This is a genomic window from Vibrio sp. B1REV9, assembly GCF_905175395.2.
GTDB classification, from domain to species: Bacteria; Pseudomonadota; Gammaproteobacteria; order Enterobacterales; family Vibrionaceae; genus Vibrio; species Vibrio alfacsensis.
Genome location: NZ_HG992745.1, coordinates 551,048 through 572,143 on the forward strand (window position 1 = coordinate 551,048; position 21,096 = coordinate 572,143).

Here is a 21,096-nt window from a genome sequence, read left to right on the forward strand (position 1 = left end):
ATGTCGATGCGAGAGGATTTTGTGTTTTGTATTAACCAATTAAATTGGTGGTCGTTTGAAACAGAATACTGCTACCGACTAGAGTGAATATGACGCCACATAATCCGTCAATGTAGATACCAGCTTTGTGTAATTTGCGTTGTAGACGCTGAGTGGACAGCATCCACGCTAGGCTTGAGAACCAAAACAGTGATAAGGCAAACAAAATTACCAAAGCGATACCTTTGCCAGTAATCGACATCCCAGCAGGGACTAAGCTCGACATTAAACTGATGAAGAACACTAGCGCTTTTGGGTTCAGAATATTGGTTGCAAACCCTTTCGCAAATGCCTGGCGCTTGTTACTGATCACCAAGTTGTTTTGTTTCTTAGGTTGATCCGCCAGTGGGTTTTTGATCATCGAGATCACGGCACGCAATGCACCAATACCTAAGTAAAGTAAGTAACAGCCACCCAATAGTTGCACTACGGAATACAATAAAGGGTGCTGATGAACGATGTAACTGACGCCTGTTAGGCTGAACAAAGAGTGCAGCAAAATACCAACAGATAAGCCTAGCGCAATATATAAACCAGTTTGACGACCATGACGCGTCGCGTTTTGTACCACAAGGGCAAAATCCGGCCCCGGACTCATTAAGGCGATAAAGTGAATACTGGCAAGAGTCAGCAATATGGTGGATTCATTCATAACACATCTCAAATAGAAACAATGTTCCTATTGTCGTGATAAGTCATACATTGTGCTTGTAAAAAATGAACACTTTTCTCATATAGTACCATTAGCGCGTGATTTGAGATGGAGAAACACCATAAGTATGTTTAAACGCTTTGCTGAAATGCGCTTGATCGTAGAAACCGATTTGATGGGCGACGTCGGTACCGCATTGGCCAGATTGCAGTAATTTCATGCCTTGCTCGAGGCGCAAGCGAGCGAACCAAGCGTAAGGTGTCATGCCAGTTTGGGCTTTAAAGTGGCGCTGGAACTGGGTTGGGCTCAGTTGGCACAGTTCTGATAACGAATCCAAACGTACTGCTTGGTCAAGGTTCGCCATTAGATAATCTTTTAACGTCCCGAGTGATTGATTGCCTAGCGGTACTACTTTTTGTCGCTCAAGCGATCCGTAGCGATCAAAAAGCTGGTTAAACCCTTCAAAAGGCAAACAATCTTTGGTGAGTTGGCTGAGGTTTTCACGGCGAAGTAGCCCGTGCAAGTTACTAAGTTGTGAAAATATCTTTGGAACCGAGATGATCAGCTCGTTGAAGTGTATTATTTGGCCGTTTTGCTTAAGATCAGCCAGATCACTCAACAAGTGAGGTTCGATCGCAAACACATTTACTTCATAGCCACTTTCGAGCTTAGATTGCCCGTCGTGCAGTTCATCTGGCGGCATTATCACAATTTGCCCGTGACCAACTTGGTGGCTGTTGCCTTGGTATTGGAACTTCTGCGCGCCATGCGTGATCAGACCGAGGTGAAAATCCAGATGGTAATGCCTTTGAAAAGCAAATTTCTGGTATTTCGCCTCTATCAGACTCAAGTTGTCATGGTCGGTTGCGTAGTACTGAATATGTTCCATTAAATAAAAAAAGCTTGGTCACATTATGACCAAGCTTATCCATCAATTTCTCAATTGTCTTGTAAAAAACGATCAGGCAGCACGAGCCGCTTTGCGTGACTTGCGGTTGTTACGCAAACCATCAAAGCTAAATACGGCCAAAGCTCCCCAAATGAAAGCAAAAGTGATCGCTTTATCTGCGGAGAACGGCTCGCCGTAAATTAATACTGCAAGTAAGAACATTAGACTTGGGCCGATGTACTGAAAGAAGCCTAATGTTGATAACTTCAATCGTGTCGCAGCGCCAGTGAAGCAAAGCAAAGGAAGCGTGGTTATAACACCTGCTGCAATTAATAAGCTATTGAGTTGCCATGGGTTGTCCAGCACATTTGATGTTGGCGTATTGGCGAGAAACAATAGGTAGATGAAAGCCGCCGGCAGTAATACGGTCGTTTCAATAAACAGTCCGGTTTGTGCATCGAGGTTGACTTTTTTACGCAACAAACCATAGAAACCAAAACTCATTGCGAGGGCGATTGCCACGATAGGAACGGATCCAAAAACAAATAGCTGAACCAGCACTCCACACGCTGCGAGAGCCACTGCAAACCATTGTAATTTGCGCAGTCGTTCACCAAGGAAAACCATCCCCAATAAAACATTGATCAGTGGATTGATGTAATACCCCAAGCTTGCATCAAGCATATGATTGGTATTGACCGCCCAAATAAAGATTAACCAGTTAGCCCCAATTAATACCGAGCTAAACAATAGGTAAGTGATTTTTGTTTTATCTTTAATAACGCTATATACCGAACGCCAGCGGTGGCCAAAATGAAGGAGCGCAGCGAGTAAAAAGAAAGACCAAATCACGCGATGGCTTAGTATCTCAAGTGGCGAGACTTCAGCAATGGATTTAAAGTAGATGGGGGCGATGCCCCACATGGTATATGCACCAATTGCCAGTAAAACGCCTTGTTTTGCTCGCTGTTGATCTTCTGGTGTCATAGTGTGTCACCTAATTGTGTGTTTATAGAGCAGAAAATCAGTATACGAGTCGTGAACTAAATCACCTAACAATTTGCGGTTTTATTCACCATCAAACCCCATTACAATGTGCCCTCACTTTGCGTGCTCGTCGCGTGCAAAAGCACCTCTTTTTAAGACCCTATCTGAGATTATTCATGACCTCGACCTTGTTAGCCGAACAATCTGATTCGCCTTTGACGCCTCAACGTGTGTTGGAGGATGTGTTTGGTTACCAAGAGTTCCGAGATGGTCAGCAACTGGTGATTGACGCAGCGGTAGAAGGTCGCGACAGCTTAGTTATCCTACCTACTGGTGGTGGTAAGTCGCTGTGTTATCAAATCCCTGCTTTGGTTCGCTCTGGTATTACTTTGGTGATTTCTCCGCTGATTTCACTGATGAAAGACCAAGTCGATCAGCTTAAGGCCAACGGCGTGGCGGCTGAGTGCATCAACTCGACCATGCCTCGTGAAGAACTGCTCAGCGTGTATAACCGCATGCACACTGGTCATCTTAAGTTGGTGTACGTTTCGCCAGAACGTGTATTGATGCGTGACTTCATTGAGCGCTTGGAAAACTTGCCGTTATCGATGATTGCAGTCGATGAAGCGCACTGTATTTCCCAATGGGGACACGATTTCCGTCCCGAATACGCCGCGCTTGGTCAACTCAAGCAGCAATTTTCGCACGTGCCATTTATGGCGCTGACGGCGACAGCGGATGACGCAACGCGCCGAGATATTCTTGAGCGTCTACAACTGAATAATCCAGAGGTTTACCTAGGCAGTTTCGACCGCCCTAACATTCGCTACAACTTGGTTGAGAAGCACAAGCCAGTTTCGCAAATCGTTCGCTATCTTGAAACCCAAAAGGGCAATTGTGGCATCATCTATTGCGGTAGCCGCAAGAAAGTTGAGATGGTGACTGAGAAGCTGTGCAACAACCACATTCGTGCTGCTGGTTATCACGCAGGTATGGATGCTGATGAGCGCGCTTACGTTCAAGAAGCTTTCCAACGTGATGACATCCAAATCGTAGTGGCGACCGTGGCATTCGGTATGGGCATCAACAAACCAAACGTGCGCTTTGTGGTCCACTTTGATATCCCGCGCAACATTGAATCCTACTATCAGGAAACGGGCCGTGCAGGGCGTGATGGTTTACCAGCGGAAGCGATGATGTTGTATGACCCAGCGGACATCAGTTGGCTGCGTCGTATGTTGAATGAGAAAGACGATGGTCCACAGAAGCAGGTGGAAACCCACAAACTGAATGCGATGAGTGCCTTTGCTGAGGCGCAAACTTGTCGTCGTCAGGTGCTACTGAATTACTTTGGTGAGTATCGTGAGAAACCATGTGGTAACTGCGATATTTGCTTAGACCCGCCGAAGCACTTTGATGCCACAGAAGAAGCGCGTAAGGCGCTGTCTTGTGTGTACCGTGTTAATCAGAGCTTTGGTATGGGTTACGTGGTGGAAGTGCTACGTGGCATGCAAAATATTCGTGTGCGTGAAAATGGGCACGATAAGATTTCTACCTACGCTATAGGGCGCGATCACAGCCACGATTATTGGATCAGTATTTTCCGTCAGTTAATCCACAAAGGTCTGCTGTTCCAAAACATCACGCGCAACTCAACGCTGCAACTTACTGAAGAGGCGCGTCCGCTGCTGCGTGGCGATGTGACTCTAGAGTTAGCTGTCCCACGTTTAGACACCGCAGCACGCGCGGCGAAGTCAGATAAATTGACCAGTAAGAACTACGACAAAAAGCTGTTTGCAAAGTTACGTAAGCTGCGTAAGTCGATTGCTGATGAAGATGGTTTACCACCGTACGTGGTCTTTAGTGATGCGACTCTGATTGATATGGCGGAAATTCTGCCGACGTCTTACGGCGAAATGCTGGCAGTCAGCGGCGTTGGTCAGCGCAAATTGGAGAAGTACGCCGATCCATTCCTTGATTTGATTCAAGAACACATTACTCACCACGGATAAGGAACCAAGATGCAAAAGGAATTTGGCTTAGCTGACTACATGGCACAAGAAGGACGCTTAATCATTACTGCGCCGAGCTTTGATCTTGATAGTTTTCCTGCTTTGGGTGAGCGTTTAGTCGGGCTGCTTTCCGCTACTGTGATTGAAAAGCAATGGGATGCGGACATTCACTCTTGGCTGATCGACTTTGAAGGTTGCCGACTGTTTATGAAAGCAGAGCATTACAGCGAAGCGATTTGGTTTGAAGCCTTAGCGATTGAAGAGAGCAGGGAAGAGTTGGATTATCTCGCAGGATTGTTTCAACGCGGATTCTAAAGCCCAGTGGTGCTCATTTAGAATTATTACGAAAGGGCGTTTCACATGAAACCCCCTTTTTTATGCTCAAACGTTTGCGCAGAACTGAGCGCTTGCGAGTCAAACTGGTTAATGTATAATCGCCCACCGCTTAATTCTGAATGAGTTAAGCCAGTTTATTTTCCATTTTTACATTGTTGGTAAGAGTCGTTTTTTATTAAGCGCTCGATTTGGGTTCCCTCACCCCCAAACCAAACTAAAAAGGTATCACATGAGTAACTTTACCTCTGCGCAGCAGCGCAACGCCCTTATCTATCTGGTTTTATTCCATTTAGTCATTATTGCATCAAGCAATTACTTAGTTCAGCTCCCATTTACCGTTTTTGGGTTCCATACCACTTGGGGCGCATTTACTTTCCCATTTATCTTTTTGGCGACGGATCTCACTGTACGTATTTTTGGCGCGCAAATGGCTCGTAAGATCATCTTTTTGGTGATGTTGCCTGCGTTAGCGGTGTCTTACTTCTTATCCGTTGTATTCTTTGAAGGGCAATTTCAAGGTTTCGGTCACTTAGGGGAATTTAACCTATTTGTTGCGCGTATTGCGATTGCAAGTTTCATGGCTTACTTGTTAGGTCAGATCATGGACGTACACGTTTTTAATCGTTTACGCCAAATGAAGCAATGGTGGGTTGCACCAACATGTTCAACGCTTTTCGGTAATGCGCTCGATACTATCGCGTTTTTCTCTATTGCGTTCTATCAAAGCCCAGACCCATTTATGGCTCAGCACTGGATGGAGATTGCGCTGGTGGATTATGGCTTCAAGTTGATCATTAGTTTAGGTTTGTTTGTGCCTATGTATGGCGTTCTACTTAACTATCTCATTAACAAGCTAACCGCTGTGAATCCAGACTTTAAAGTCAGCACGACGATTCAGCCTTAATTATTGTGGGAACCCCAAAACCGCTTGCTCAAACCAAGCGGTTTTTTTGTGGCAGTAGAAAGGATATTGTGTGGTTAGGTACAGCGTAAGGAGCAGTTGGATCATAGGTGTTCTAAAGCTTGCTTAACGGAGCGCAACGAGTCAGAGGTGAAAAGCTGGGGGGAATAAAAAAGGCCTCAACTCGAGACCTTTCTATAAGCGTTTGGCAAACTATAAGCGATTAGCAAATGGTGATTGTCAATGGCCAGCCAATATCAGTCTGACGGTTGGACTCAATCTCCAACTCGGCAGCTGTTAATGGGTTCGCATTAAGCCAGTGAGCATCAATACTTAGTGTCAGTTTATCGCCCTCTGCACTTAGAGACACTTTTGGCTCTAACATAGGGTTTCGACGGTGGCTAAGCAGTACGGCTAAACGTAATAAACGAAGAACTCGCTTACCGCTAGTACCAGATAGCGCATGTTGCTCTGGTAGTGACGTTAGTTGCTCACGATAACGCCGAGCCAGTTCTCCAATGAAGAACTTTTGCGCGCGTGTGTAGCCGGGTAAATCCAAATTCTGCAGTAGGTAAGCGCTGTGTTCACCGCCTTTTTTGAAATCAATGGTTAGACCAATTTCATGTAACTTAGCAGTGGTTTCCAGCAGAACTTTACCTTGTGGTTCTGCAACCCATTCTTCATTCCCAACTTGCTCAAGTAATTTGCTGGCAAGGTTGGCTACCTGTTCACCGTATTGGCAATCCAATTGATAACGTTTTTGTACGCTGCAAATCGTACGAGCACGAATGTCGTTTTGGCGAAGTTCATCAACCATTTCGTACACTAAGCCTTCACGCAATGCGCCGCCAGCCAGTGTCATGGCATCGATCTCTAATAGCTCAAAGATTGCAATTAAAATAGATAAGCCACTTGGGAATACCAGAGCACGCTCTAAGGTTAGCCCCTCGATATCGAGCTCTTCTAGGTGATCGGCAAGCATTGCTTGCTTTTGTAAGCGTTTGAGTTTGGCGTGAGTTATGACTTCATCCATACCCTGTACAAGCATGATTTCTTGTAGTGCTTGAACTGTGCCCGATGCTCCAACACAAACATCCCAACCTAAGTCTGTATACTGCTCCAGAATTGGCATTAATGTTTGTTTGGCACCTTCAATGGCTGCTTCAAAGTTACGAGCGTTAAGTTGACGATCTTTGAAGAAATGTTCTAACCAAGTAACACAACCCATTTTTAGGCTAGTGAGAGCTTTGGCTTCGAAACCTTCACCAATAATGAGTTCAGTACTTGCGCCCCCGATATCGACGACAAGTCGACGGCCGCTGCCGCCGGAAGTATGTGCGACACCTTTATATATAGTGGCCGCTTCTTCCTCACCAGTGATGACTTCGATTGGCTGCCCCAATATTTGGTTCGCTTTCTCTAGAAAAACATCCACATTCGTGGCGGTACGCAGTGTTGCAGTACCCACAATGCGGATGTTCTGTTTAGGAATATCCTGCAAGCGTTCTGCAAATAGACTTAAGCAGTCCCATCCTCGCTGCATAGCTTCCATACTAAGAGAGTTATGTTCATCTAAGCCCGCTGCGAGACGAACTTTGCGCTTAATTTTAGCCATGGTTTGAACGCTGCCATCGATATGACGCACAACGAGCATGTGAAAACTGTTCGACCCGAGGTCGATGGCGGCGTATAGCGGTGATGATCCTGCTTGACTCATAAACGACTTCAGTTTCCTTTTATGATTGTTTTGGCGCTGATTGACGCGGCTGACGAGGACGACGCCCTTGTGGCTTGCGGTTACCAGAGCGTGTGCCACCTGTATTCGTGCGGCGCTGCTGAGTGCGAGGTGCGCGCATACGAAGTGGTGCAGGCAGATCTTGAATTAGAGCGGATGCATCGTAATCAGAAACTGGGATTGCGTGCTCAATATACTCTTCGATCGGTGGCAAGTTGATGGCGTAATCTTCACAAGCAAAACTGATTGAGTGACCACTTGCACCAGCACGACCGGTACGACCGATACGGTGAACGTAATCTTCACAGTCATCTGGTAGGTCGAAGTTGAATACATGTGTTACTTGAGGAATATGTAGGCCACGAGCAGCAACATCGGTTGCAACTAATAGGTCTACTTCGCCAAGCGTAAACTGCTCCAGAATTTTTTCACGTTTTTTCTGTGGCACATCACCCGTTAGTAGACCAACGCGATGACCATCTGCTGCAAGGTGACCCCAAATCGACTCACATTTATGTTTAGTGTTAGCAAAAACGATTGCACGATCTGGCCATTCTTCTTCAATAATTGTTTGAAGCAGCGCCATTTTGTCTTCGTTAGATGGGTAGAACAGTTCTTCTTGGATGCGGTGACCCGTTTTTTGCTCTGGCTCGACAACAACATGCTCAGGGTTGTGCATGTGTTCGAATGCTAATTCTTGTACTCGGTAAGACAATGTTGCTGAGAACAGCATGTTCAAACGCTCTTTTGGTTCAGGCATACGACGGAACAAGAAACGAATGTCTTTAATAAAGCCAAGATCAAACATACGGTCTGCTTCGTCCAAAACAACGGCTTGAATGTTGTTTAGGTTGAATACGCGCTGTTTGTAGAAGTCAATGATTCGGCCAGTTGTACCAATAAGGATATCAACGCCGTCTTGTAACTTGCCAAGCTGCTTATCGTAGCTTTCGCCGCCGTATGCGAGTGCTGCTTTAAGGCCTGTACTTGCAATAAGAGGTTCAGCATCGTTGAAGATCTGAATCGCCAGTTCACGAGTTGGTGCCATAATAATCGCACGCGGTTGCGTTGGTTTACGCCCTTCGTGTTCAGGTGTGGTCAATAGGTGGTTGAAAGTAGCAGTAAGAAACGCGAGGGTTTTACCAGTACCCGTTTGGGCCTGGCCTGCAATGTCTTGGCCGGTGAGCAGTACCGGCAACGCCAATGCTTGGATAGGGGTACAATATTCGAACCCTTTTTTCTCCAATCCATCAATGACTTGGGGCTTTAAATCCAAATCGGCGAACTTTTGCTCTGTGATATGCGTCTTTTTCATAGCTATAGAATATCAGCTAAAGCTTGCAATACGAAAGTAAATACATTCCAATAGGGCATCAAATTACTGGTTATCATCCAACCAGTTTCGAAAAACACATTGGAGTGGAAGATGAGTGATAAGATTTTGCAGCTGACTGATGATGGTTTTGAAAACGACGTAATCAATGCTGCAGGCCCTGTTCTAGTTGATTTTTGGGCGGAATGGTGTGGTCCTTGTAAAATGATTGCCCCAATTCTGGATGAAATCGCTGATGAGTACGAAGGCAAACTCACTATCGGTAAACTAAACATTGACCATAACGCAGGTACACCACCTAAGTTTGGTATTCGTGGCATTCCAACGCTACTGTTGTTTAAAGACGGTAACGTAGCAGCAACAAAAGTTGGTGCATTGTCTAAGACTCAATTAAAAGAGTTTCTAGACGCGAATCTATAATCACTTATGTGATTGCAAACAAAACCGTGCAAAACATCAATGCGCGGTTTTGTTTTTCTAACTCTGGACTAGAATACTAATTAGTGCTAACTTATCGCGCGTTAATTGAACAATTTCTCTTCTTGGTCGATCCTGAGACCAAATCCATCTTAACTAGAAAACAGATCTTATTTTGACTAAACAAGAATCCACCACCATGAACCTAACCGAACTGAAGAACAGACCAGTGTCTGACCTTGTAAAACTTGGCGAAAGCTTAGGGCTTGAGAACCTAGCGCGTCTAAGAAAACAAGACATTATCTTCGCAATCCTTAAAGCGCACGCAAAAGGCGGCGAAGACATCTTTGGCGATGGGGTTCTGGAAATTCTGCAAGACGGCTTTGGTTTCCTACGTAGTGCAGACAGTTCATACCTTGCTGGTCCTGACGACATTTACGTATCGCCAAGTCAAATTCGTCGCTTTAACCTACGTACTGGTGACTCTATCGCTGGTAAAATTCGTCCACCAAAAGACGGTGAGCGTTATTTTGCCCTATTGAAAGTCAACACCGTAAACGACGACAAACCAGATAACGCGCGTAACAAGATCCTATTCGAGAACTTAACGCCTCTACACGCTAATGAGCGTATGGTTATGGAGCGCGGTAACGGTTCTACAGAAGACATCACTGCACGCGTTTTAGATTTGGCATCGCCAATCGGTAAAGGTCAACGTGGTCTGATTGTTGCTCCGCCTAAAGCGGGTAAGACAATGCTTCTGCAAAACATCGCTCAAAGCATAGCTTACAACCATCCTGAGTGTGAGTTGATGGTACTTCTGATCGACGAACGTCCGGAAGAAGTAACAGAGATGCAGCGCCTAGTTAAAGGTGAAGTGGTTGCGTCAACGTTTGATGAACCAGCATCTCGTCACGTACAAGTAGCAGAGATGGTAATCGAGAAAGCAAAACGTCTTGTAGAACACAAGAAAGACGTGGTTATCCTACTTGACTCAATTACTCGTTTAGCTCGTGCATACAACACCGTCGTGCCTTCATCAGGTAAAGTACTAACTGGTGGTGTGGATGCAAATGCGCTACACCGTCCAAAGCGTTTCTTCGGCGCAGCTCGTAACGTAGAAGAAGGCGGCAGTCTAACTATCATCGCAACAGCACTAGTAGATACTGGTTCTAAAATGGATGAAGTTATTTACGAAGAGTTCAAGGGTACAGGTAACATGGAACTGCACTTGAACCGTAAGATTGCTGAAAAACGAGTATTCCCAGCGATTGATTTCAACCGCAGCGGTACGCGTCGTGAAGAGCTACTCACTAAGACAGACGAATTACAGAAGATGTGGATTCTGCGTAAGATTGTTCACCCAATGGGCGAAACCGACGCGATGGAGTTCCTCATTGATAAGCTAGCGATGACGAAGACTAATGATGAATTCTTCGATGCAATGCGTCGTCAGTAGTCACTGATAAGTTTTGATAAGAGCCACCGCATAGTTCGGTGGCTTTTTTATTGCTTTCTCCCGATAGAAACATCAGAATGAAGAAAATGTTATCGGGAGGTTAACATGCAACAAGGAATGTTGTCGTCATTACTCCTGAGTTTGTCACTGATTACAGTACCTGTGACGTTATCTGCAATGGAAATGCAGGAGTCTGAGGTAGAGCAGTGGCTTCAGGATACCCACATACAAGCGAAAGTCTCTGAGCTATTAGATTATGCTTTTCGAGACGAAGTCGACACGCTTAAATTTTCTCTAGATCGACTCGCATACCCTCAACAAGAAGTGGTCCGTTATTTATTGCTCCAAAAAGTAGAACAGCAAAATTTAATTCTTACGCCAAGAATGGCTATTTTTGTTGAATCTCAAATCAATATCACTCCAAGTTATCAAGTGTTAGAGCATGGCGATGGCTATGAATTCAGCGTGCCAGCATTCAATTTTCAAGCTATTGCTAGCCGTCTTATTAAGCGTTGGAAACAAGACCAAAGTACACTTGAGTTTGTATTAGACGCCGAACGACATGACTTGGTGTTGAAAGACTGGCTTACGGGAACATCCCAGCAGATTCAAATTCGTGAAGACTTGTTAATCAAAGAGCTTGATAGTCTTTCTATTGATGCGATTAGTGCATTAACCGCGCAATTAACTCAAGCCGATGTCACGAGTTGGTTACCCAGAAGTGCGGTGATTGTACGTTTGGCACAAGTCAGCCAAGAACAGGCGATGTACGATTTATTGTGGCGAATTCGAGCAGACTATAACAGCCGTACGGAACTTGATAGATTAGCGAGCGTTGGTGATGCGTTTTCGTTGCAACAACTGATGAATGCCACCGTCAATCCAACGTTAAAACCATACGCAATCAGTCTTCTTGCGAGATCTCATCCGTTACAACCTAAAGTGAAACAATTTTTGATCGCCCGTATGGAGTTATCTGAAGACGCAACTCTTGTTGCTCGAGAGCTGGCAAAACAGGGACATCAAAGCTGGCTTGAAGAGCTAGTGTCGAGTAATCAACAAGTGAAAGCACATCAAATAAATAGCGTTTTACGTTAAGCGTAATCACATACCCATACAAAATTGGAGGATCTTAGTGTCCTCTGATTTGTTATACTGCGAATAGTTTAATCAGCCAGCAAGAAAGCCTATGAGTTTTAAGGATTTACGCGAATTTATTGATCACTTGGAACAGAGTGGTCGACTGAAACGTATTACTCACCCCGTCGATCCCGCTTATGAAATGACAGAAATCAGTGACCGCACGCTCCGTGCTGGTGGTCCTGCGCTGCTGTTCGAGAACCCAATTGGTTACGACGTTCCCGTTCTCACTAATTTATTTGGTACGCCAGAACGCGTTGCGATTGGTATGGGGCGTGACGATGTAAATGAATTACGAGAAGTCGGTAAACTGCTGGCCTATTTAAAAGAGCCCGAACCACCGAAAGGCTTTAAAGATGCATTAGAAAAACTACCGGTATTCAAACAAGTGTTGAACATGCCAGTTCGCCGTTTGCGTAAAGCGCGATGCCAAGAAGTTGTTTGGCAAGGTAATGATGTTGATTTGGACAAAATCCCCGTAATGAGTTGCTGGTCAGAAGACGTGGCACCATTATTAACCTGGGGCTTAACCGTGACCAAAGGTCCGAATAAAAAACGGCAGAACTTAGGCATTTACCGCCAACAAAAAATAGCGAAGAACAAAATCATCATGCGTTGGTTAGCCCACCGTGGTGGCGCGCTCGATTTGCGTGATTGGATGGCGTCTAATCCTGGAAAGCCTTTCCCGGTTTCCGTTGCATTTGGCGCTGATCCCGCAACGATTCTTGGCGCCGTCACACCAGTGCCAGATACATTATCGGAATATGCGTTTGCTGGTTTATTACGAGGGAGCAAAACCGAAGTTGTGAAATCGGTGAGTAATGATCTAGAAGTACCAGCGAGCGCTGAAATCGTGATGGAGGGTTACATTGACCCGAACGAATTTGCCGATGAGGGGCCTTACGGCGACCATACTGGCTATTATAACGAAAAAGAAAAGCATCACGTGTTTACCATTACGCACATTACCATGCGTAAAGATCCTATCTACCACAGTACTTACACAGGACGTCCGCCAGATGAGCCTGCTGTATTAGGAGTGGCATTAAACGAAGTGTTTGTGCCTATCCTGCAAAAGCAGTTCCCAGAGATTGAAGACTTCTACCTGCCGCCAGAGGGGTGTTCGTACCGAATGGCGGTAGTAACGATGAAGAAGCAGTACCCTGGTCATGCCAAGCGCGTAATGATGGGGGTATGGTCTTTCCTACGTCAGTTTATGTACACCAAGTTTGTAATTGTGTGCGATGAGTCAGTGAATGCACGAGATTGGAACGATGTTGTTAAAGCCATGACCGAACATATGGATCCAGTGCGCGATGCGTTGATGATCGATAATACGCCAATTGATTCACTCGACTTTGCTTCACCAGTCGTTGGTCTTGGATCCAAGATGGGTTTAGATGCAACCATTAAGTGGGAAGCCGAGCTTGCAAGGTGTCCACAAGCGAAGACGCGAGAGAGCAAAGACATTACAGAAGTGGATTTGGAATCATTAAAAAAACAACGTCCAGAGATTGTTGATATTTATTTACCTCAGGCAGCGAACAATCAGTTTGTTGTAGTGACGATGAAGAAAGACCAAGAAGGGCAATCCAAAGCACTGATGGAATACCTATGGGGCTTCTTTGCTCAGTATACTGACAATAAGTTTATTATCTTGTGTGACGATGACGTGGATGCAAAAGATTGGAACGATATCATTTGGGCTGTGACAACTCGGATGGATCCGGATAGAGATACCATTCAAGTCAATGCTACGACAGAGAGCTCTTCTAAATTAGGATTGGATGCAACCAACAAGCTCGGTTCAGAAGCGACACGAGAGTGGGGCACACCAATTGAAAAAAATCCGAAACTTGTGGCTAAAGTCGATGAGATTTGGGACCAGTTAGGTATTCTATGAGCCATCAAGTCCACCTTTTGCCAATGGACGTCTCTTTCCAAGTAAAAGATGGAGAAACGGTGCTGGAAGCTGCGCTCAACAATAATATTCGCTTCCCCCACCGTTGCCAAGTTGGCGCTTGCGCCATGTGCATGTGTAAAAAGCTAGAGGGTGAGGTGAGTTATCACCTCGAACCGATGCTAACCGAAAAAGAGCAACAGCAAGGTTGGATATTCCCTTGCCTAGCCTATACAGAAAGTAATTTAGTGCTTACTTTTGATGAGTAAGCGAGAGGAACACCATGACCATCCAATGTAAAGTAAAGTCTATTCAGCCGTTAGCTTGTAATACTTATCAAATTCTCCTCCACCCGGAATCGCCAGTGTCTTTTAAAGCAGGTCAGTACCTAATGGTTGTCATGGGGGAGAAAGACAAGCGCCCTTTCTCTATCGCAAGCAGTCCTTGCCGTCATGAAGGAGAGCTTGAGCTGCATATCGGTGCAGCAGAGCATAATGCTTACGCTTTAGAAGTCGTCGAGGCGATGCAAGCAGCGTTAGAAACAGATGGTCATGTCGAAATTGATGCACCTCATGGTGATGCGTGGATTCAAGAACAAAGCGAACGCCCACTATTATTAATTGCTGGTGGAACTGGCTTTAGTTACGTACGTTCGATTTTGGATCACTGTGTAGCACAGAACAAAACAACCCCTATCTATTTATATTGGGGGGCACGCGATAGTCGTCAGCTTTATGCGAAAGATGAATTGATCGAAATTGCTGACAAATTCTCTAATGTGCACTTTGTACCAGTAGTAGAAGATGCACCTAGCGAATGGCAAGGGAAAGTAGGGAACGTACTAGAAGCTATCAGCGAAGATTTCGAAAGCCTAGAAAACTACGACATTTATATTGCAGGTCGCTTTGAAATGGCCGGAGCGGCTCGTGAACAGTTCACTCAGAATAAGAAAGCGAAGAGTGAGCGCATGTTTGCAGATGCCTACGCTTTTATTTAAATAAGGCTTTTTAGGTATAAAAAGAGGGTTTTTTACCCTCTTTTTTGCTTTTTTGATGAAATAGTCATCGAACAGTCAGTTTTTTCCATTTTTTTAAAAAAAGGGTTGCGCTGATTTCTCAAATCCCTATACTGCGCATCCACCGACACGGCAGACGCGATAAGGCTTCAGCAAGGTCGGAGAGGTGAGAAACTTCTGAGAAAATAAATTGAAAAAGTGTTTGACTCTTTCAATTATATCGTTAGAATTCACCTCCGCTTCGAGAGAAAAGTTTTCTCAGCAAGCAAGCTCTTTAACAATATAGACCTATCAATCTGTGTGGGCACTCGTTGATGATAATCCAATTAGATACCTCGGTATCAAATTAGGTTTCAATGAACTGAGTGACCAAACGAGTCGAAAGACTTGGCACAGTCAATTCATTATCGTTCTGTTGGAACGATAATAGCTTTAAAATTACTTCTTACTTTCGAGTAAGAGCAGTTTTGAAGTCAGTATTCATTGAGCCGAACAAAATCTTAAATTGAAGAGTTTGATCATGGCTCAGATTGAACGCTGGCGGCAGGCCTAACACATGCAAGTCGAGCGGCAGCGACAACATTGAATCTTCGGAGGATTTGTTGGGCGGCGAGCGGCGGACGGGTGAGTAATGCCTAGGAAATTGCCCTGATGTGGGGGATAACCATTGGAAACGATGGCTAATACCGCATGATGCCTACGGGCCAAAGAGGGGGACCTTCGGGCCTCTCGCGTCAGGATATGCCTAGGTGGGATTAGCTAGTTGGTGAGGTAAGGGCTCACCAAGGCGACGATCCCTAGCTGGTCTGAGAGGATGATCAGCCACACTGGAACTGAGACACGGTCCAGACTCCTACGGGAGGCAGCAGTGGGGAATATTGCACAATGGGCGCAAGCCTGATGCAGCCATGCCGCGTGTGTGAAGAAGGCCTTCGGGTTGTAAAGCACTTTCAGTAGGGAGGAAGGTTCATGCGTTAATAGCGTATGGATTTGACGTTACCTACAGAAGAAGCACCGGCTAACTCCGTGCCAGCAGCCGCGGTAATACGGAGGGTGCGAGCGTTAATCGGAATTACTGGGCGTAAAGCGCATGCAGGTGGTTTGTTAAGTCAGATGTGAAAGCCCGGGGCTCAACCTCGGAATTGCATTTGAAACTGGCAGACTAGAGTACTGTAGAGGGGGGTAGAATTTCAGGTGTAGCGGTGAAATGCGTAGAGATCTGAAGGAATACCGGTGGCGAAGGCGGCCCCCTGGACAGATACTGACACTCAGATGCGAAAGCGTGGGGAGCAAACAGGATTAGATACCCTGGTAGTCCACGCCGTAAACGATGTCTACTTGGAGGTTGTGGCCTTGAGCCGTGGCTTTCGGAGCTAACGCGTTAAGTAGACCGCCTGGGGAGTACGGTCGCAAGATTAAAACTCAAATGAATTGACGGGGGCCCGCACAAGCGGTGGAGCATGTGGTTTAATTCGATGCAACGCGAAGAACCTTACCTACTCTTGACATCCAGAGAAGCCAGTAGAGATACAGGTGTGCCTTCGGGAACTCTGAGACAGGTGCTGCATGGCTGTCGTCAGCTCGTGTTGTGAAATGTTGGGTTAAGTCCCGCAACGAGCGCAACCCTTATCCTTGTTTGCCAGCGAGTAATGTCGGGAACTCCAGGGAGACTGCCGGTGATAAACCGGAGGAAGGTGGGGACGACGTCAAGTCATCATGGCCCTTACGAGTAGGGCTACACACGTGCTACAATGGCGCATACAGAGGGCAGCCAACTTGCGAAAGTGAGCGAATCCCAAAAAGTGCGTCGTAGTCCGGATTGGAGTCTGCAACTCGACTCCATGAAGTCGGAATCGCTAGTAATCGTGGATCAGAATGCCACGGTGAATACGTTCCCGGGCCTTGTACACACCGCCCGTCACACCATGGGAGTGGGCTGCAAAAGAAGTAGGTAGTTTAACCTTTCGGGGAGGACGCTTACCACTTTGTGGTTCATGACTGGGGTGAAGTCGTAACAAGGTAGCGCTAGGGGAACCTGGCGCTGGATCACCTCCTTATACGATGATTACTCACGATGAGTGTCCACACAGATTGATACGGTTTATAAGTAAAAGAGACGATACTGGGTCTGTAGCTCAGGTGGTTAGAGCGTTCGCCTGATAAGCGAGAGGTCGGTGGTTCGAGTCCACTCAGACCCACCACTTCCTTTTAGGAATTGGTATGCAGTATCGACACCTAGATGGGGCTATAGCTCAGCTGGGAGAGCGCCTGCCTTGCACGCAGGAGGTCTGCGGTTCGATCCCGCATAGCTCCACCATCTTTAAGCACTCTTACGAGAGTTTTTAAAAATGGTTCTTAATGAATCTAGCTCTTTAACAATTTGGAAAGCTGACAAAACAAATCTTGTCTTATATAGATAAGCGTTTGTTTGTAAAGTTCTCAAAGTATTCATTTCGATGAATACACAAAAACACATTCAAGTGTTCTTGGGTTTTGCGAAAGCAAAACATATTTGAGTCCGGCAAAATCGATAGCTATCTCGCTCATTCAAATAATGAGATAGCAACTTTGGTTGTTTAAACAACAAACTCAAGATTTCTTCTGAAACTCTTTGGGGTTGTATGGTTAAGTGACTAAGCGTACACGGTGGATGCCTTGGCAGTCAGAGGCGATGAAAGACGTAGTAACTTGCGATAAGCCCAGATTAGGTAGTAACAACCATTTGAGTCTGGGATTTCTGAATGGGGAAACCCACTAGCATAAGCTAGTATCATTAACTGAATTCATAGGTTAATGAGGCGAACCGGGGGAACTGAAACATCTAAGTACCCCGAGGAAAAGAAATCAACCGAGATTCCGAAAGTAGCGGCGAGCGAAATTGGACTAGCCCTTAAGCTTTATATGCGTTAGACGAACGGTCTGGAAAGTCCGGCGATACAGGGTGATAGCCCCGTAGTCGACAACGCACATTCAGTGAAATCGAGTAGGGCGGGACACGTGATATCCTGTCTGAATATGGGGGGACCATCCTCCAAGGCTAAATACTACTGACTGACCGATAGTGAACCAGTACCGTGAGGGAAAGGCGAAAAGAACCCCTGTGAGGGGAGTGAAATAGAACCTGAAACCGTGTACGTACAAGCAGTAGGAGCAGGCATTACGTCCTGTGACTGCGTACCTTTTGTATAATGGGTCAGCGACTTATATTCAGTGGCAAGGTTAACCATCTAGGGGAGCCGTAGGGAAACCGAGTCTTAACTGGGCGTTCAGTCTCTGGATATAGACCCGAAACCAGGTGATCTAGCCATGGGCAGGTTGAAGATTGAGTAACATCAATTGGAGGACCGAACCGACTAATGTTGAAAAATTAGCGGATGACTTGTGGCTAGGGGTGAAAGGCCAATCAAACCTGGAGATAGCTGGTTCTCCCCGAAAGCTATTTAGGTAGCGCCTCGGACGAATACTACTGGGGGTAGAGCACTGTTAAGGCTAGGGGGTCATCCCGACTTACCAACCCTTTGCAAACTCCGAATACCAGTAAGTACTATCCGGGAGACACACGGCGGGTGCTAACGTCCGTCGTGGAGAGGGAAACAACCCAGACCGCCAGCTAAGGTCCCAAATTATTACTAAGTGGGAAACGATGTGGGAAGGCTCAGACAGCCAGGATGTTGGCTTAGAAGCAGCCATCATTTAAAGAAAGCGTAATAGCTCACTGGTCGAGTCGGCCTGCGCGGAAGATGTAACGGGGCTAAGTAATAAACCGAAGCTGCGGCAATGAAGTTTACTTCATTGGGTAGGGGAGCGTTCTGTAAGCCGTTGAAGGTGTGTTGTAAAGCATGCTGGAGGTATCAGAAGTGCGAATGCTGACATGAGTAACGATAAAGGGGGTGAAAAACCTCCTCGCCGGAAGACCAAGGGTTCCTGTCCAACGTTAATCGGGGCAGGGTAAGTCGACCCCTAAGGCGAGGCCGAAAGGCGTAGTCGATGGGAAACGGGTTAATATTCCCGTACTTCTTACAATTGCGATGGGGGGACGGAGAAGGCTAGGTGGGCCTGGCGACGGTTGTCCAGGTTCAAGTGCGTAGGCTTAAGAGTTAGGTAAATCCGGCTCTTTCTAAGGCTGAGACACGACGTCGAGCTACTACGGTAGTGAAGTCATTGATGCCATGCTTCCAGGAAAAGCCTCTAAGCTTCAGATTGTAAGGAATCGTACCCCAAACCGACACAGGTGGTCGGGTAGAGAATACCAAGGCGCTTGAGAGAACTCGGGTGAAGGAACTAGGCAAAATGGTACCGTAACTTCGGGAGAAGGTACGCTCTTGATGGTGAAGTCCCTTGCGGATGGAGCTGACGAGAGTCGCAGATACCAGGTGGCTGCAACTGTTTATTAAAAACACAGCACTGTGCAAAATCGTAAGATGACGTATACGGTGTGACGCCTGCCCGGTGCCGGAAGGTTAATTGATGGGGTTAGACTTCGGTCGAAGCTCTTGATCGAAGCCCCGGTAAACGGCGGCCGTAACTATAACGGTCCTAAGGTAGCGAAATTCCTTGTCGGGTAAGTTCCGACCTGCACGAATGGCGTAATGATGGCCACGCTGTCTCCACCCGAGACTCAGTGAAATTGAAATCGCTGTGAAGATGCAGTGTACCCGCGGCTAGACGGAAAGACCCCGTGAACCTTTACTACAGCTTGGCACTGAACATTGACCCTACATGTGTAGGATAGGTGGGAGGCTTTGAAGCAGGTACGCTAGTATCTGTGGAGCCGTCCTTGAAATACCACCCTTGTAGTGTTGATGTTCTAACGTTGACCCCTTATCGGGGTTGCGGACAGTGCCTGGTGGGTAGTTTGACTGGGGCGGTCTCCTCCCAAAGAGTAACGGAGGAGCACGAAGGTGGGCTAATCACGGTTGGACATCGTGAGGTTAGTGCAATGGCATAAGCCCGCTTGACTGCGAGAATGACAATTCGAGCAGGTGCGAAAGCAGGTCATAGTGATCCGGTGGTTCTGAATGGAAGGGCCATCGCTCAACGGATAAAAGGTACTCCGGGGATAACAGGCTGATACCGCCCAAGAGTTCATATCGACGGCGGTGTTTGGCACCTCGATGTCGGCTCATCACATCCTGGGGCTGAAGTCGGTCCCAAGGGTATGGCTGTTCGCCATTTAAAGTGGTACGCGAGCTGGGTTTAGAACGTCGTGAGACAGTTCGGTCCCTATCTGCCGTGGGCGTTGGAGAATTGAAAGGGGCTGCTCCTAGTACGAGAGGACCGGAGTGGACGAACCTCTGGTGTTCGGGTTGTGTCGCCAGACGCATTGCCCGGTAGCTAAGTTCGGAATCGATAACCGCTGAAAGCATCTAAGCGGGAAGCGAGCCTTGAGATGAGTTCTCCCTGATACTTTAAGTATCCTAAAGGGTTGTCGGAGACTACGACGTTGATAGGTCAGGTGTGTAAGTGCTGTGAGGCATTGAGCTAACTGATACTAATTGCCCGTGAGGCTTAACCATACAACACCCAAAGGGTTTTGATGGACTCAAAGCAAGAACAGACTTGATTGTGTAGAGAACACAGAAACAGCTTTCCAGATTAAAGAATTTGCTTGGCGACCATAGCATTTTGGACCCACCTGATTTCCATTCCGAACTCAGAAGTGAAACGAAATAGCGCCGATGGTAGTGTGGGGTTTCCCCATGTGAGAGTAGGACATCGCCAGGCTTTAATATCGTTTTTAGAGAAATCTGAAAACAAAACTAAAAATTAGCATCATTAGTATAAGACTAAATTTTAGTAAAAATTTGCGGAGAGATGGCTGAGTGGTTGAAAGCACCGGTCTTGAAAACCGGCGTACGTTAATAGCGTACCTAGGGTTCAAATCCCTATCTCTCCGCCACTACACAGAAAGCCTGCAAAGAAATTTGCAGGCTTTCGTCATTTCTGACGTCTAATAACTTTTCTGACGTTTAACAGCTAGGCGAGATTTACAGTAATCCCTTAGTTTTCTCGAGTTAACTAACCTACGCTTTCGATCAATCCCAATCCGGCCAATTAATTGCTCAGGTTTATCCTGTGTCTTTTGTACATGTTTATTGCGCGATCTCTGCACTTAAGACATCCATTTAAAGCATACGACAAATCTTAGAAACCATGCCGCTATAATCTGTGAAACTGTGCTTGGCTAAATCGCCTTGTTTTAAGCATTTTCCGGCCCTAAATCTGAGCACTTACTCACGAATTGGTATAGGTAGAACGCCTTTTCTTAGGCAAAAAGCGAG

14 protein-coding genes, 3 tRNA genes and 3 rRNA genes are annotated in these 21,096 nt (G+C 46.2%); 15 read left to right on the forward strand and 5 right to left on the reverse strand.

What is annotated here, in order from left to right; genetic code table 11:
* Positions 1–31: 31 nt before the first annotated feature.
* The 3 genes from KHN78_RS08025 to rarD all read right to left on the reverse strand — a co-directional run bounded on the left by KHN78_RS08025 (position 32) and on the right by rarD (position 2,567).
* Positions 32–691, reverse strand: a complete 660-nt coding sequence (locus KHN78_RS08025) for a LysE family translocator (RefSeq protein ID WP_211915722.1) — start codon at positions 689–691, stop codon at positions 32–34.
* A gap of 91 nt (positions 692–782) precedes the next feature.
* A complete protein-coding gene (locus KHN78_RS08030) occupies positions 783–1,580 on the reverse strand; it encodes an AraC family transcriptional regulator (RefSeq protein ID WP_211915723.1) in 798 nt (265 codons plus the stop codon).
* A gap of 72 nt (positions 1,581–1,652) precedes the next feature.
* Complete coding sequence (rarD, locus tag KHN78_RS08035) at positions 1,653–2,567, reverse strand: EamA family transporter RarD (RefSeq protein WP_211915724.1); 915 nt, start codon at positions 2,565–2,567, stop codon at positions 1,653–1,655.
* A gap of 176 nt (positions 2,568–2,743) precedes the next feature.
* Here rarD and recQ point away from each other — a divergent pair, with 176 nt between their 5' ends.
* The 3 genes from recQ (at position 2,744) to KHN78_RS08050 (ending at position 5,819) form a co-directional block, all read left to right on the forward strand.
* On the forward strand, positions 2,744–4,579 hold the full coding sequence (gene recQ, locus KHN78_RS08040; RefSeq protein ID WP_211915725.1) for an ATP-dependent DNA helicase RecQ: 1,836 nt from the start codon (positions 2,744–2,746) through the stop codon (positions 4,577–4,579).
* Between the two features lie 9 nt (positions 4,580–4,588).
* On the forward strand, positions 4,589–4,894 hold the full coding sequence (locus KHN78_RS08045) for a DUF3630 family protein (protein WP_211915726.1): 306 nt from the start codon (positions 4,589–4,591) through the stop codon (positions 4,892–4,894).
* 250 nt (positions 4,895–5,144) lie between these two features.
* Positions 5,145–5,819, forward strand: coding sequence for a 7-cyano-7-deazaguanine/7-aminomethyl-7-deazaguanine transporter (locus KHN78_RS08050; RefSeq protein WP_211915727.1), 675 nt, complete (start codon positions 5,145–5,147; stop codon positions 5,817–5,819).
* Positions 5,820–6,039: 220 nt separating this feature from the next.
* On the opposite strand, the gene gppA is transcribed toward KHN78_RS08050, so the two are convergent.
* Both gppA and rhlB read right to left on the reverse strand, forming a co-directional pair.
* Complete coding sequence (gene gppA, locus KHN78_RS08055; RefSeq protein ID WP_211915728.1) at positions 6,040–7,533, reverse strand: guanosine-5'-triphosphate,3'-diphosphate diphosphatase; 1,494 nt, start codon at positions 7,531–7,533, stop codon at positions 6,040–6,042.
* Positions 7,534–7,552: 19 nt separating this feature from the next.
* Positions 7,553–8,866: an ATP-dependent RNA helicase RhlB gene (rhlB, locus tag KHN78_RS08060; RefSeq protein ID WP_211915729.1), complete on the reverse strand. Its 1,314-nt coding sequence runs from the start codon at positions 8,864–8,866 to the stop codon at positions 7,553–7,555.
* Between the two features lie 111 nt (positions 8,867–8,977).
* Here rhlB and trxA point away from each other — a divergent pair, with 111 nt between their 5' ends.
* From trxA to KHN78_RS08120, 12 genes are all read left to right on the forward strand, one after another.
* A complete protein-coding gene (trxA, locus tag KHN78_RS08065) occupies positions 8,978–9,304 on the forward strand; it encodes a thioredoxin TrxA (protein WP_004745500.1) in 327 nt (108 codons plus the stop codon).
* 196 nt (positions 9,305–9,500) lie between these two features.
* Positions 9,501–10,760: a transcription termination factor Rho gene (gene rho / locus KHN78_RS08070; RefSeq protein ID WP_038868581.1), complete on the forward strand. Its 1,260-nt coding sequence runs from the start codon at positions 9,501–9,503 to the stop codon at positions 10,758–10,760.
* Positions 10,761–10,865: 105 nt separating this feature from the next.
* Positions 10,866–11,858 carry a hypothetical protein gene (locus KHN78_RS08075; protein WP_211915730.1) on the forward strand — a complete coding sequence of 331 codons (993 nt, stop codon included), beginning with the start codon at positions 10,866–10,868 and terminating at the stop codon, positions 11,856–11,858.
* A 91-nt stretch (positions 11,859–11,949) separates the two neighbouring features.
* Positions 11,950–13,803: a 4-hydroxy-3-polyprenylbenzoate decarboxylase gene (gene ubiD, locus KHN78_RS08080; protein ID WP_211915731.1), complete on the forward strand. Its 1,854-nt coding sequence runs from the start codon at positions 11,950–11,952 to the stop codon at positions 13,801–13,803.
* On the forward strand, positions 13,800–14,069 hold the full coding sequence (locus tag KHN78_RS08085) for a 2Fe-2S iron-sulfur cluster-binding protein (protein ID WP_211915732.1): 270 nt from the start codon (positions 13,800–13,802) through the stop codon (positions 14,067–14,069). Before ubiD ends, KHN78_RS08085 begins: the two co-directional genes overlap by 4 nt.
* A gap of 14 nt (positions 14,070–14,083) precedes the next feature.
* Positions 14,084–14,797, forward strand: coding sequence for an NAD(P)H-flavin reductase (gene fre, locus KHN78_RS08090; protein ID WP_211915733.1), 714 nt, complete (start codon positions 14,084–14,086; stop codon positions 14,795–14,797).
* Positions 14,798–15,317: 520 nt separating this feature from the next.
* Positions 15,318–16,872, forward strand: a 16S ribosomal RNA gene (locus KHN78_RS08095).
* Between the two features lie 67 nt (positions 16,873–16,939).
* A tRNA-Ile gene (locus tag KHN78_RS08100) sits at positions 16,940–17,016 on the forward strand.
* 40 nt (positions 17,017–17,056) lie between these two features.
* Positions 17,057–17,132 (forward strand) — tRNA-Ala (locus KHN78_RS08105).
* A gap of 306 nt (positions 17,133–17,438) precedes the next feature.
* Positions 17,439–20,331 (forward strand): 23S ribosomal RNA (locus tag KHN78_RS08110).
* A gap of 91 nt (positions 20,332–20,422) precedes the next feature.
* Positions 20,423–20,539 (forward strand): 5S ribosomal RNA (gene rrf / locus KHN78_RS08115).
* The 16S, 23S and 5S rRNA genes sit together here with 3 tRNA genes alongside, the layout of an rRNA operon.
* 84 nt (positions 20,540–20,623) lie before the next feature.
* Positions 20,624–20,714 (forward strand) — tRNA-Ser (locus tag KHN78_RS08120).
* Positions 20,715–21,096 lie beyond the last annotated feature (382 nt).

Excerpts from the sequence above, each read along its gene's own strand:
- KHN78_RS08025 (WP_211915722.1), bottom strand. The coding sequence starts at position 691 with ATGAATGAATCCACCATATTGCTGACTCTTGCCAGTATTCACTTTATC.
- KHN78_RS08030 (WP_211915723.1), bottom strand. The coding sequence starts at position 1,580 with ATGGAACATATTCAGTACTACGCAACCGACCATGACAACTTGAGTCTG.
- rarD (WP_211915724.1), bottom strand. The coding sequence starts at position 2,567 with ATGACACCAGAAGATCAACAGCGAGCAAAACAAGGCGTTTTACTGGCA.
- recQ (WP_211915725.1), top strand. The coding sequence starts at position 2,744 with ATGACCTCGACCTTGTTAGCCGAACAATCTGATTCGCCTTTGACGCCT.
- KHN78_RS08045 (WP_211915726.1), top strand. The coding sequence starts at position 4,589 with ATGCAAAAGGAATTTGGCTTAGCTGACTACATGGCACAAGAAGGACGC.
- KHN78_RS08050 (WP_211915727.1), top strand. The coding sequence starts at position 5,145 with ATGAGTAACTTTACCTCTGCGCAGCAGCGCAACGCCCTTATCTATCTG.
- gppA (WP_211915728.1), bottom strand. The coding sequence starts at position 7,533 with ATGAGTCAAGCAGGATCATCACCGCTATACGCCGCCATCGACCTCGGG.
- rhlB (WP_211915729.1), bottom strand. The coding sequence starts at position 8,866 with ATGAAAAAGACGCATATCACAGAGCAAAAGTTCGCCGATTTGGATTTA.
- trxA (WP_004745500.1), top strand. The coding sequence starts at position 8,978 with ATGAGTGATAAGATTTTGCAGCTGACTGATGATGGTTTTGAAAACGAC.
- rho (WP_038868581.1), top strand. The coding sequence starts at position 9,501 with ATGAACCTAACCGAACTGAAGAACAGACCAGTGTCTGACCTTGTAAAA.
- KHN78_RS08075 (WP_211915730.1), top strand. The coding sequence starts at position 10,866 with ATGCAACAAGGAATGTTGTCGTCATTACTCCTGAGTTTGTCACTGATT.
- ubiD (WP_211915731.1), top strand. The coding sequence starts at position 11,950 with ATGAGTTTTAAGGATTTACGCGAATTTATTGATCACTTGGAACAGAGT.
- KHN78_RS08085 (WP_211915732.1), top strand. The coding sequence starts at position 13,800 with ATGAGCCATCAAGTCCACCTTTTGCCAATGGACGTCTCTTTCCAAGTA.
- fre (WP_211915733.1), top strand. The coding sequence starts at position 14,084 with ATGACCATCCAATGTAAAGTAAAGTCTATTCAGCCGTTAGCTTGTAAT.